The sequence below is a fragment of the Winogradskyella sp. PG-2 genome (genome assembly GCF_000828715.1).
Classification (GTDB): domain Bacteria; phylum Bacteroidota; class Bacteroidia; order Flavobacteriales; family Flavobacteriaceae; genus Winogradskyella.
The window spans coordinates 3,212,198-3,224,799 of record NZ_AP014583.1; the positions used below are offsets into that span (position 1 = coordinate 3,212,198).

10 protein-coding genes are annotated in these 12,602 nt (G+C 32.2%); 7 read left to right on the forward strand and 3 right to left on the reverse strand.

The window, feature by feature from the left end:
- Positions 1-46: 46 nt before the first annotated feature.
- Together WPG_RS14470 and WPG_RS14475 are read left to right on the forward strand one after the other, a co-directional pair.
- Positions 47-1,084, forward strand: a complete 1,038-nt coding sequence (locus WPG_RS14470) for a PLP-dependent cysteine synthase family protein (RefSeq protein WP_045473976.1) — start codon at positions 47-49, stop codon at positions 1,082-1,084.
- Between the two features lie 214 nt (positions 1,085-1,298).
- Positions 1,299-2,558 carry an aminotransferase class I/II-fold pyridoxal phosphate-dependent enzyme gene (locus WPG_RS14475; protein WP_045473979.1) on the forward strand — a complete coding sequence of 420 codons (1,260 nt, stop codon included), beginning with the start codon at positions 1,299-1,301 and terminating at the stop codon, positions 2,556-2,558.
- 48 nt (positions 2,559-2,606) lie between these two features.
- Here WPG_RS14475 and WPG_RS14480 read toward each other — a convergent pair whose 3' ends face one another.
- A complete protein-coding gene (locus tag WPG_RS14480; protein WP_045473981.1) occupies positions 2,607-3,728 on the reverse strand; it encodes an RNA recognition motif domain-containing protein in 1,122 nt (373 codons plus the stop codon).
- 18 nt (positions 3,729-3,746) lie between these two features.
- On the reverse strand, positions 3,747-4,712 hold the full coding sequence (locus WPG_RS14485) for a transporter (protein WP_045473983.1): 966 nt from the start codon (positions 4,710-4,712) through the stop codon (positions 3,747-3,749).
- A 103-nt stretch (positions 4,713-4,815) separates the two neighbouring features.
- Between WPG_RS14485 and WPG_RS14490 the strand changes: the two genes are divergently transcribed.
- The 5 genes from WPG_RS14490 to WPG_RS14510 all read left to right on the forward strand — a co-directional run bounded on the left by WPG_RS14490 (position 4,816) and on the right by WPG_RS14510 (position 11,125).
- Positions 4,816-5,109, forward strand: a complete 294-nt coding sequence (locus tag WPG_RS14490) for a DUF4834 family protein (RefSeq protein WP_045473985.1) — start codon at positions 4,816-4,818, stop codon at positions 5,107-5,109.
- Positions 5,110-5,206: 97 nt separating this feature from the next.
- On the forward strand, positions 5,207-7,639 hold the full coding sequence (locus WPG_RS14495; RefSeq protein WP_045473987.1) for a YfhO family protein: 2,433 nt from the start codon (positions 5,207-5,209) through the stop codon (positions 7,637-7,639).
- 45 nt (positions 7,640-7,684) lie between these two features.
- The gene (locus WPG_RS17610; protein ID WP_052471290.1) at positions 7,685-8,302 is read left to right on the forward strand and encodes an SMI1/KNR4 family protein; all 618 of its coding nucleotides are present in this window, start codon (positions 7,685-7,687) and stop codon (positions 8,300-8,302) included.
- 27 nt (positions 8,303-8,329) lie between these two features.
- Positions 8,330-9,616 carry a glycosyl transferase family 1 gene (locus WPG_RS14505; protein ID WP_045473989.1) on the forward strand — a complete coding sequence of 429 codons (1,287 nt, stop codon included), beginning with the start codon at positions 8,330-8,332 and terminating at the stop codon, positions 9,614-9,616.
- Between the two features lie 48 nt (positions 9,617-9,664).
- The gene (locus tag WPG_RS14510) at positions 9,665-11,125 is read left to right on the forward strand and encodes a lipopolysaccharide biosynthesis protein (RefSeq protein ID WP_045473990.1); all 1,461 of its coding nucleotides are present in this window, start codon (positions 9,665-9,667) and stop codon (positions 11,123-11,125) included.
- A gap of 93 nt (positions 11,126-11,218) precedes the next feature.
- Here WPG_RS14510 and WPG_RS14515 read toward each other — a convergent pair whose 3' ends face one another.
- Positions 11,219-12,487: a hypothetical protein gene (locus tag WPG_RS14515; protein ID WP_045473992.1), complete on the reverse strand. Its 1,269-nt coding sequence runs from the start codon at positions 12,485-12,487 to the stop codon at positions 11,219-11,221.
- Positions 12,488-12,602 lie beyond the last annotated feature (115 nt).

Genomic DNA, 12,602 nt, shown 5'->3' on the forward strand with positions numbered 1-12,602 from the left:
GGTTTTAGGTGTCAAATTATTAAATTGATATCGATAAATAGCATTTATGGACAACAACAAAAATGTATTTGATAATGTATTACAACTTATTGGTAGTACACCACTTATCAAGTTAAATAGAATGACTGCCGACTTTGATGGCGATTTTTATGCTAAAGTAGAAGCATTTAATCCAGGTCATTCTTCTAAAGACAGAATTGCGTTACACATTATTGAAGAAGCTGAACGTCAAGGTATTTTAACGCCAGGTGACACCATTATTGAAACAACTTCTGGTAATACAGGATTTAGTATTGCAATGGTTAGTATCATCAAGGGTTACGAGTGTATTTTAGCAGTAAGTTCTAAATCTTCTGCGGATAAAATAGACATGTTAAAGTCTATGGGAGCTAAAGTATATGTTTGCCCAGCTCACGTTAATGCTGATGACCCACGTTCTTATTATCAAGTTGCAAAACGCTTGCATGAAGAGAACAAAGGTTCTATATACATTAACCAATATTTCAATCAGTTAAATATCGATGCGCACTACAATACAACAGGTCCAGAGATTTGGAAACAAACCGAAGGACAAATAACACATTTAGTAGCTTGTAGTGGAACAGGAGGAACAATATCTGGTATTTCAAAATATTTAAAAGAGCAAAATCCAGATGTAAAAATTATTGGTGTAGATGCTTACGGTTCGGTTTTAAAGAAATATCATGAGACAAGAGAGTTTGATGATAAAGAAATATATCCTTATCGTATTGAAGGTTTAGGTAAAAATTTGATTCCAACTGCTACAGATTTTGATTTAATTGATAAGTTTGTTAAAGTAACTGATGAAGAGAGTGCTCATACTGCTAGAGAAATTTCCAATACAGAAGGTCTTTTTGTAGGTTACACTAGTGGAGCAGCTATGCAAGCGATAAAGCAACTTGTTGGTGAAGGAGAATTTAAGATTACGGATAAAATTGTAGTTGTATTTCCAGATCATGGATCACGTTATATGAGTAAAGTCTATAGTGATAAATGGATGAGTGATCAAGGCTTTTTTGATAGTAAGACCACGACACCTGAAACAATTGAATACGTAAAATAAGTTTTAGATTATATGATATACCTATCATGGGCAACTATGATAGGTTTTTTTATGTTTAAAACTTCGTGAGCACTTAGATTAAATAATATTATGCAGTCATAATATTATTATTTAATTTTGCTCTAACTAACTAAATGAAATTAACTAAAATGTTGCTGTTATCTGCATACTGCGCTTAGAGTATGTGAATAGCAATTAATAGCAAACGAAACGCATGAAGGATTTATTTGAAAAGATTTATAGAGATAAAGGACCACTTGGAAAGTGGGCTGCCCAGGCTGAAGGTTATTTCGTATTCCCTAAATTAGAAGGTGAGATTTCTAATAGAATGAAGTTTCAAGGTAAAGATGTTATTACTTGGAGTATAAATGATTACTTAGGTTTGGCAAATCACCCTGAAGTTAGAAAAATAGATGCTGAAGCTGCTGCTGATTATGGCTCTGCTTACCCTATGGGTGCGCGTATGATGTCTGGTCATACAGAGATACATGAACAATTACAAAATGAATTAGCTGAGTTTGTTAATAAAGAAGCAGCATATTTATTAAACTTTGGTTATCAGGGTATTATGTCTACAATTGATGCATTAGTTGGTAAAGATGATATTATTGTTTATGATGTAGATGCTCATGCTTGTATTATAGATGGTGTTCGTTTGCATATGGGTAAACGTTTTACTTATAAACACAATGATGTAGCGAGTTTAGAAAAAAATCTTGAGCGAGCTACAAAAATGGCGGAGCAAACTGGTGGTGGTATTCTTGTGATTTCAGAAGGTGTGTTTGGCATGAGAGGCGAACAAGGCCGGTTAAAAGAAATTGTGGAGTTAAAGAAGAAATTTAATTTTAGATTCTTAGTAGATGATGCTCATGGATTTGGGACACTTGGTGCCACTGGTGCTGGTGCTGGTGAAGAGCAAGGTGTGCAAGACGACATTGATGTATATTTTGCAACCTTTGCAAAGTCTATGGCAAGCACTGGTGCTTTTATAGCTGCAGATCAAGAAATTATAGATTATTTAAAGTATAATCTTCGTTCTCAAATGTTTGCAAAGTCATTACAAATGACTTTGACAGTTGGGGCTTTAAAGCGTTTGCAAATGTTAAAGACTATGCCAGAGCTTAAAAAGAATCTTTGGACAATAGTTGACGCTCTACAATTTGGATTAAAAGAACGCGGTTTTGATATTGGAACAACACAAAGTTGTGTAACACCAGTATATTTAAAAGGTAGTATTCCAGAAGCGATGGCATTAGTTAGAGATCTTCGAGAAAATTATGGAATATTCTGTTCTATAGTTGTTTACCCTGTTATACCTAAAGGGTTAATTTTACTAAGAATGATTCCTACTGCGACACATACTTTAGAAGATGTAAGAGAGACTTTAGATGCATTTGATGCCATTAGAAGTCGTCTAGAAAATGGAACATATAAAAGAATGTCTGCAGCATTAATTGCTGCAATGGGTGAATAAAAGCCATTACGTTTTAGAATAAAAGCCACTTTTTAAGTGGCTTTTTATTTATGATATAATCTTTTTAAACGTACAGCGCCTTTTGTGGGTTACAGGTTTGAAGTTTTTCCAAAGTTTATGAATTGCTTCATTATCATCTAATTCGGGACCTCTAACACAAAGCTCAATACCTTTAGCATTAAATGTTTGCCAAAACTCTTCAAATATAATAGCTGTAACACCTTTATTTTGATATTCTGGTAAAACACCAATAAGGTAAAACGTTACGGTTTTTGCTTTTTTCTTAGCTCTTAAAAGGTGCATAAATCCAAAAGGGAATAGTTTTCCATTCATTTTTTGCAATGCTTTAGCATAAGATGGAGTTACAATTCCGAAGCCTACTAGTTTACCGTCTTTGTCTAATACAAATTTTACATATTCCGGATTTAAAAACCCAATAAACTTCTTTTTAAAATAGTCGCGTTGCTCTTTATTAATTTCTACGAATGACGATAATACAGAATGAGATTTTGAAAACACATCGAACATTTCATCCGCGTAGTTCATAATCTCTTTATTATCGGTGAAATTTAGTGCTCTTAGTTGGTAACGTTTCTTTACCATAATCTGCACACGTGTAAAGAACTCTTGTAAGATGTTTTTAAATTCCATCTTGTTCTCAGAATAGGTTTTACCTATACCATAACCTAATTCCTTAAAATGGTTTGCATAATATGCGTGATTATGCCATGTTATCATACTTCCTAATTCATCAAACCCTTCTGTTAGTATACCAACTTTATCTAGGTTAGAAAATCCAACAGGGCCTTCAACATAATCAAGATTGTTTTCTTTTCCAATCTCGTGAACTTTTTCTAATAATAGTTTTGTTACGTCAACATCATCAATAACGTCAAACCATCCAAAACGCATTTTCTTTTCGTTTTGACCATTGACTTCAAGCCAGTTGATGATGGTAGCGATACGACCAACAATTTCATTGTTTTTGTAAGCTAAAAAATAACGTGCTTCAGCATCCTTAAAAACTGGGTTCACATCTTTATCTAAAGTCTTAACTTCTTCTGATATAATGGGAGGCACCCAAGAAGATGCCCCTTTATAAAGTTTAAAAGGAAACTTAACAAAGGTTTTTAAGTCTTTTTTAGACGAGATTTCTTTGACTATGATCATGAGTTAGGGGGCTGTATATTAAGAATCAAAATCATCCGTTTTATTCTTCTTCTTCTTTCGTCTTTTTTTTCGTTTGCCCTCCTCTTTTGCAGAATTACCATTGTCAATTTTCTTGTCTTTGTGAAAATCTAAACGGTAAGAAGCACCAAATGCAATATTGAATACTGAAGGCGTATCTTTTGTATTAAAAGCAATATTGGCATCTAATTGGAAATCTTTTTTCCATAGATAAGCTCCACCGACTCTAAAAATGTTATCAGCATAAAAATCGCTACTTATACCTTGAGCTTCTCCAAAAACAACCCACTGTGGTGTGAATGAATGTGTAAGTGTTAGAATATATTGAAACTCAGAAAACTCGGAACCAATTCTATCTTTTATAAGGTTCATAACAAAAACCCATCCGCCATTAAAGTTATTTTGTGTTGCAATCATAACTTTTGGACTAAAACCTTCAACATCTGGTGCAGTATATGGATTATTCTTAGTATCAAAATTGGCACCAACATAAACTGCTACAGCTGGTATAAGTGATTTCCATTGAAACTTTTTGTTATCATGATAGCTATATAAATTTGGTTTCGATTCTTCTGCATTTTTATAGGGATCATAGACTAAGTACTTAGCACCTAATGTAAAATTTCTAAAATTTGAGCGTTTATCTTTAACTGGAACATTAGCACTATTAAATGTGATATTGTCATTCTGATAAATACCATCTAACGAGAATTCTAGTTGTTCAAACAAAACACCATACCTAACCGCAAAGTCTAAACCAAACCCAGAAACTTCATAATTTAGTGGAACGTGTTCTTCACTTACACTAAATGCACCAGCTTCAAATTGAACAATTCCAGTACCAACAGAAAAAGCACTTTTGGATACACCAGGCCTATTCGAGTTAATGACCTCTGTATATTGAGCGTAGGTAGATGTAAAACTTAAGCTAATTAGTAAAACAAAAATTGATTTGAGAACTCTCATTTGGTTTTGGTTTAAATTCAAATATATATATTTTATACTTTTTTTAAGGAATAATAACGGATTATAAATGAGTATAATTGTATTTTTGATTATAATTTATTTTATGATACAAGAAGCTTCGGCCATGGGATTATTAAGAACTGTTTTAATTATATTGCTTGTTTACTTTGGTTTCAAGATATTAGCGCGTCTTTTTGCACCATTTCTTTTACGTTTTGTAGCGAAAAAAGCAGAGCATAAATTTGGTGAGCAATTTGGTGGATTTCAAAATCAGGCTAACCAAAGACAACAACAAAAACAGAAGGAAGGGGAGACCGTTATTGATAAAATACCTAATCAAAATAGAAAGTCTAATGATAAGGTAGGTGAGTATATTGATTATGAAGAGGTAGAGTAACAACTAATTCTAACTTTGATAACGATCAGACGCTAATCACTCGTGCCTTTCAAAAAAAATAACTACTTTTCAGAATCATTCAATTTAAAGTATTCTCATGTCATTTTCTTTTAAGCGTTTACTGCCACATATCTTAGTTTTAATAGGATTTGTAGTATTATCCTTAGCCTATTTCAGTCCAGTTTTACAAGGCAAAAAAATTAACCAAAGTGATATTATGCATTACATTGGTATGGCTCAGCAACAAAAAGAATTTGCAAAATCATCAGGAGAAGAGACGTATTGGACAAATAGTGCTTTTGGTGGTATGCCAACCTATCAATTAGGTGCAAAATACCCACATAACTATATTAAAAAGCTCGATTTAAGTTTGCGTTTTTTGCCAAGACCAGCAGATTACTTATTCCTTTATTTTATTGGCTTTTATATCTTATTATTATCCTTAAAAGTAGATTTTAAGCTCGCAGCATTAGGTTCACTGGCTTTTGGTTTTTCAACTTACATGATAATTATATTGGGAGTTGGTCATAACGCCAAGGCTCATGCAATCGCTTATATGCCTTTAGTTTTAGCAGGAATTATTCTCACTTTTAGAAAGAAATATATAGTTGGGTTCTTGTTGACTACTGTTGCTTTAGGCTTGGAAATTGTTGCGAATCATTTTCAAATGACCTACTATTTAATGCTACTTGTTATAGTTTTAGGTATAGCGTACTTGATTGATGCTTATCGTAAAAAACTAGTTCCTCATTTTTTTAAATCTGTTGGTTTATTATCTATTGCTGCTATCCTAGCTGTTGGATTAAATGCGACGAACATTATGGCTACACAAGAGTACGTCAAAGAAAGTTCGCGTGGTCAAAGTGATTTAACTATTAATGTAGATGGATCACCAAAAGAAGTGACATCTGGTTTGAGTAGAGATTATATTACAGAATATAGTTATGGAATTTTAGAGACTTTCAATCTTTATATTCCTAAGTTTATGGGAGGTGGAAATAGAGAAGATGTCGGAAAAGATTCGGAAACATATAAAGCCTATATAAATCTTGGAGCTTCACCTATTGAAGCATTAGATGCATCTAGGAATGCTCCAATGTATTGGGGCGATCAAACTATTGTTGAGGCACCAGCTTATGTAGGAGCCGTAATTATTTTTCTTTTTGTTCTTGGGTTATTTTTAGTTAAAGGAAGATTGAAGTGGTGGCTTGTTGGTGGAACGATTTTGTCTTTACTCTTGTCTTACGGCAAAAACTTTGGGTTTTTAACGGACTTATTTATTGACTATATACCACTTTATAACAAATTTAGAGCAGTAAGCTCTATACAAGTCATTTTAGAATTATGTATTCCTGTGCTAGGTATTTTTGCTTTAGTGCGCTTGTTCAATGATTTTGAAAAAGATGAAGAAAAATTTAAAGCTTTAAAGCATTCTGTCGCAATTACTGCAGGTTTGGCATTAATTTTTTTAGTATTTAAATCTACTTTATTCGATTTTGAAAGTTTCAGAGATGATCAATATATTCAAGCTTATGGACAGCCATTTATTGATGCTATAATTGAAGACAGGAAATCTCTTATGTCTGCTGATACACTTAGGACTCTGATATTAGTCCTACTTTCAGCTGGCACTATTTATTTATTCTTAAAAAAGAAATTGTCAGAAAAATTAGTAGTTATTGTATTTGCAGTTTTATTGCTTTTCGATTTAGTTAGTGTGGATAAAGAATATGTGAATAATGATAATTTTGTCTCTGCAATAAAGGTAGATAAACCTTACCAAGCCAATTCTGCCGATAAAGAAATTTTAAAGGACAAAGGCCATTACAGAGTCTTGGATATGTCGTCTGAAGGGCAAGGTAAACCAGGACGTGCAGCTTACTTTCATAATTCTTTATTTGGTTATAGTGCAGCACGAATGGGACGTTATAATGAGTTATTAGACTTCCATGTCTATAAGAATAACATGAATGTAATTAATATGCTTAACACTAAGTATATCATTGCTGAGGAGCAAGGACAGATTTTTCCATATACAAATACAGATGCAAATGGTAATGCTTGGTTTGTATCTAATACTAAAGTCGTAAATACTGCTAATGATGAGATAGTAGCTTTAGATAGTTTAAATACCAAAACTACTGCAGTATTAATACAATCAGTATTTTCAGAGAATGCATTAAAGTCTGCATATCAAGTTGATTCTACAGCATCAATTCAATTGAAAGAGCATAAACCAAATTATTTAAAATATGAATCGACTAATCCTAGTGATGGTCTTGCAGTATTTTCTGAGAACTATTACAAGCAAGGTTGGAATGCTTACATAGATGGAAAACTTGTACCTCATCTCAGAGTTAACTACGTTTTAAGAGCATTAGAAATCCCACAAGGAAAGCATACTATAGAATTTAAATTTGAAGCTCAAGTTGTTAAAACTGGAAGTAAAGTTGCTTTGGCAAGTTCAGTTATATTTGGGATTTTGCTATTGGTTGGGTTATTTTTTGAGGTTAAGAATAGTAGAACATGATCTTTGGCAAGATTTTTAACATGATTTTTGTCAATATTTTTTTGAATGAATAAATCTTCTGAAGACATATTAATCATAGAAAAAAAGATTTTTGAACTAAATAGTTTAGATAAAACTTTTAAAATTTTTGGCTCAGAGGATCATAAATATGAATTCAGTTCAAGTATTTCAGAAAATGAAGTTATTGAGTTTGAAAAAACACATAATATCATATTACCTAGTTCTTATCGTGAATTTATTTTGAAATTTGGAAATTCAGGTTGTGGACCGTATTATGGATTAATAAAGTTTAAATACGGTATTTTGAATATTCCTCATTCCCCTAAAGAATCTGAAATAATCAAACTTTCAAAAGAAATGAGATTTAATACATTTTGGAATCTTGAAGACTATTCAACAGAAAATTATCAAGAATGGGGGAATGAATATGATGATTCTAAATGGTCTGATGGAATGTTAAAAATTTGTCATGAAGGTTGTGGGTATTTTATAAATATAGTTATTACTGGAAAGGAGAGAGGTAATATGTGGTTAGATGCTAGAGTTTATGATGGAGGAATTTTTCCGGTTAATTATTACAAAGGGAAAGAAAAAACTAATTTCACGGTGTGGTATTTAGATTGGCTAAATCATTCTATAGATGAACTTTCTAGTAAAAAATAGATTCCTGATTTCTTAGGGATAAGAGAAATGAATAAAACAAAGGCTTTAATAATCTGTTACTATTGGCCACCAGCTGGTGGACCTGGTGTACAACGTTGGTTAAAATTTGTGAAGTACTTACCAGAGTTTGATGTTGAACCTATTGTATACTGTCCTGAAAAACCTAATTATCCTATTGTAGATGAGAGTTTAGTTGATGAAGTTCCTAAAAGCATAAAGATTTTAAAGCAACCAATTAGCGAGCCTTATGGTTTGGCAAGTTTATTTTCAAGAAAATCTTCTAAAAAAATTAGTTCTGGTGTGATTCCTAAAGTAAAAAGGCAATCTTTAATCGAAAAGATGATGCTATATGTTAGAGGAAATTATTTTATACCAGATGCTCGTAAAAATTGGATACAACCTTCAGTGGCTTTTCTTTTAAACTACATTAAAGACAATGAAATTGAAACAATTATAACTACTGGTCCACCTCATAGTTTACATTTAATAGGTTTGAGTTTAAAAGCACAATTAAATATAAAGTGGTTAGCAGACTTCAGAGATCCATGGACTACAATTGGTTATCATAAAGACTTAAGATTAACAGAATCATCTAAAAAAAAGCATAAAGAATTTGAGTTAAAGGTTTTGAGTACTGCAGATGAAATTATAGTGACGAGTAATCATACTAATTATGAGTTTCAGTCTAAAACAAAGCAGCCTATTACGGTTATAACCAACGGTTATGATTCGCAGAGTGTTGAAGTAGAAGGGAAGGATAAAAAATTCACACTATCTCACATAGGTTCTTTATTGTCCGAACGTAATCCTAAGGTGTTGTGGGAAGTTCTTTCAGAACTAATTAAAGAAAACGAAGAATTTTCAAAAATAATTCAATTGAATTTAGTTGGTGTGGTTAGTGATGATGTCTTAGAATCTATAAATGATAATGGCCTGCAAGACTATGCTAATGTTGTGGGTTATGTTAGCCATGATGAAGCTATTAAATTTCAAATAAAATCTCAATTGTTGCTACTAATCGAAATTGATTCAGAAAACACAAAAGCGATAATTCCTGGAAAAGTATTTGAGTATCTAATTTCTGAAACACCAATATTGGCAATTGGTCCTAAAGATGCTGATGTGGAACAAATTATAAGATCTACTAATACAGGAACTTACTTTAATTATAATGATAAGCAACTTATAAAACAGCAAATACTTAGTTATTATAAGGCATACCAAGATGGTGATTTAAAAACAGATGCAATTGGTTTACAAGCTTATAGCCGTAAAGCTTTAACAGAAAGGTTGGCTCAAATAATTAATAAATAATAATAGGTTGGCACCTTTTGGAATTTAATAGTTGTAATTTGTAACATCATGGGACTAGTATTAAACCAATCTTTTAAAAATACCATAACGACCTATTTGGGATTTGGTATAGGTGCTATTAATACACTTTTTCTCTACACCAATTTTTTATCAGACGAATACTTTGGCTTAGTAGCCTTTTTACTTTCAGCTGCTAATATTATGATGCCTTTTATGGCGTTTGGTGTACACAATGCTATTATCAAATTTTACACATCTTTTAAAACTAAAAACAGTACAAATAGCTTTTTGAGCTTTATGCTATTTTTGCCTTTGATATTTATTATTCCTGAAACTTTATTAGGATTTTTAGCTCATGACTCAATAACTCATTTACTTTCTAAAGAGAATTCTATAATCGAAAATTATGTATGGTATATCTTTATTCTTGCTATAGCCATGGCCTATTTTGAAATTTTCTTTGCTTGGTCAAAAGTACAGATGCAAACTGTTTTTGGTAACTTAATGAAAGAGATTTTTCATCGCGTTTGTATTATGGTAATGCTTTTTGCAGTTTATTTAAATTGGTTATCTGTGGACCTATTCATTTTAGCTTTAGTAATTATGTATGTTGCACGAACTTTTATAATGATGCTTTATGCATTTTCAATACGTTTTCCAAAGTTAAAGTTTCAGAAAGTTGAAACTGTTTCGTCTATAATAAAATATGCATTGCTAATGATTATTGCAGGTTCAGTAGCTACATTAATTCTTGATATTGATAAGTTTATGATTGGATTGATGCTTGAAGATATTGAGCAGGTTGCATATTACAGTGTTGCTATATTTATTGCAACAGTAATTGCTGTACCACAGCGTGCTATGCATCAAATAATGATGCCTTTAACTGCAAAATACCTTAATGAAAATGATAAACCAGCATTAGAGGATTTGTATAAGCGTAGCTCAATGAGTTTGTTAGTAATTAGCGGGTTTATTTGTTTACTTATTATTTTGAATATTAATCAGCTCTATCAGATAATTCCAGAAGAGTTTGCTGGAGGAATTTTTGTAGTGTTAATTGTAAGTTTAGCCAAGTTGTATGATAATAGTCTAGGAAACAATAATGCTATTTTGTTTAATAGCGACTACTATCGTATGGTTTTGTTTTTTGGAGTTTTATTAGCCATTATGGCTATTTTTTTGAATACTCTTTTTATTCCAATTTACGGTATTGAAGGCTCAGCATTTGCGACTTTCTTAGCAGTTTCGGTTTATAATACAATTAAAGTTTATTTTGTGAAGCGAAAATTTAATATGCAGCCATTTACTATGGCATCATTTAAAACAGTATTAGTTTTAATTGTTCTGTCACTCGTATTCTATTTTTGGGAATTTCCATTTCACCCGATTACTAATATTGTTTTAAAATCCTTGTTAATTGGTTTATGTTATTTTGGATTAATATATAAAATGAATATTTCTGAAGATATTACAACTCAGATTAAGAAGTATTTAAGGCTGAAATAATGTGAGATTATTGCATACGAGAAATCCCGCAAGGTGCTCTGAGGCATACATCATGCGGGATTTCTACTAACCAACCAAAAAAATCATTTTATTTTATCCTCTCGATCGTCTTGAGCTAGATCTTGTAGAACTTTGGTTACTTTTTCTACTTGTATTAGATCTTGTCGTTTTAGACGACGATTTTCTTTTATTTTGAACTGTACTACGTTGAGTTGACCTTTGCGATTTCGCTTTATTATATGTACGAGATTTAGTCGCGTTTGGTTTTCTTACTGATGTACTTCTCTTATTTGACACAGAAGGACGTGTTTTAGTCACATTTCTGGTACTATTTCTTGAAGGTGCTACAGTTCTAGTACGAGTTGTTCTTGTCGGAGACGTCGCTCTAGTATTTCTAGTCGGAGTTGATGTGCTCGTCGTATTACGAGGCGAAACAGATCTGCTATTAGTTCTAGTGCTCGTTCTCGTTGGAGTTGTAGTTCTTGTAGAACGTGTAGATGTTGCTGATTCAGAACCTCGTGTCGTACGCGTACTAGTAGCTCTTGTGCTTCTAGTTGGAGTATTACCTTCTAAACGTGTTGCTCTTGTTCTTGTTAATTCAGCATTTCTAGTTCTTACAGTTCTCTCAATTCTGCGCTCACTTCTAGTTCTAGGAGTCTGTGCATAGTTATTGTTGCGTCTTGTTGTTCTATTGTTTCTCACCGCATTTCTATTTCCACCTCTTCTGTTAATGTTATAATATCTAACATTATTCACATAAGGTCTGTAATAAATATGTCTAACTGGTGTGTAAAATTGTCTATATGGATTCACATTAACAATACAGAAGTTAACTGCTGGTATTGCATAAAATCTGTGCCATGGTCTGTATACATATGCTCTATTATAACTATTGATAAACCCATCATATCTCCAAAAAGCATTATTTCTGTAATAAATATTTAATCCTCCAAGTCTAGTTATTCTACCACGACTGTTATAGTTTATAAAAATGTCTCCAATTTGATTTACACGACCATAATAATCGTAAAATATTGGTGTGTTTTCTACTTGAATAATAGCTCCGTAGTTGTCATACTGAACATATGGGTTATAGTTATAACCCGAATTGAAACTCAAAGAGAATCCGGGTGAACCAAAACCAACGCTTACATCTGGTCCATAGTTTGGCATGTAAAAATCAAACTGACCATCTGCATATACCGAAAATTCGATACCAGCTTCAGTAAATATGAAAGAATTACCGTAACCTCTCACGTATTTATTAATTGAAGCTTCAGCTTCTGATATTGTCGTAGTGGTTGCAAATGCGGTAGTGCTCATAGCAACTAATCCAGCAAATAAAAATAGTATCCGTTTCATACTAAAGGGTTTTAAATATTAATTACTAACTACAAAACAAACAGCGTGCCAAAATTTTAAATTACTGATAATGAGTGGTTAATATTGATTTTACTAACTGTACGTAGATTTGAGC

Coding starts and splice junctions, on each gene's coding strand:
- WPG_RS14475 (WP_045473979.1), top strand. CDS start 1,299: ATGAAGGATTTATTTGAAAAGATTTATAGAGATAAAGGACCACTTGGA.
- WPG_RS14480 (WP_045473981.1), bottom strand. CDS start 3,728: ATGATCATAGTCAAAGAAATCTCGTCTAAAAAAGACTTAAAAACCTTT.
- WPG_RS14515 (WP_045473992.1), bottom strand. CDS start 12,487: ATGAAACGGATACTATTTTTATTTGCTGGATTAGTTGCTATGAGCACT.
- WPG_RS14485 (WP_045473983.1), bottom strand. CDS start 4,712: ATGAGAGTTCTCAAATCAATTTTTGTTTTACTAATTAGCTTAAGTTTT.
- WPG_RS14505 (WP_045473989.1), top strand. CDS start 8,330: ATGAATAAAACAAAGGCTTTAATAATCTGTTACTATTGGCCACCAGCT.
- WPG_RS14490 (WP_045473985.1), top strand. CDS start 4,816: ATGATACAAGAAGCTTCGGCCATGGGATTATTAAGAACTGTTTTAATT.
- WPG_RS14470 (WP_045473976.1), top strand. CDS start 47: ATGGACAACAACAAAAATGTATTTGATAATGTATTACAACTTATTGGT.
- WPG_RS14495 (WP_045473987.1), top strand. CDS start 5,207: ATGTCATTTTCTTTTAAGCGTTTACTGCCACATATCTTAGTTTTAATA.
- WPG_RS14510 (WP_045473990.1), top strand. CDS start 9,665: ATGGGACTAGTATTAAACCAATCTTTTAAAAATACCATAACGACCTAT.
- WPG_RS17610 (WP_052471290.1), top strand. CDS start 7,685: ATGAATAAATCTTCTGAAGACATATTAATCATAGAAAAAAAGATTTTT.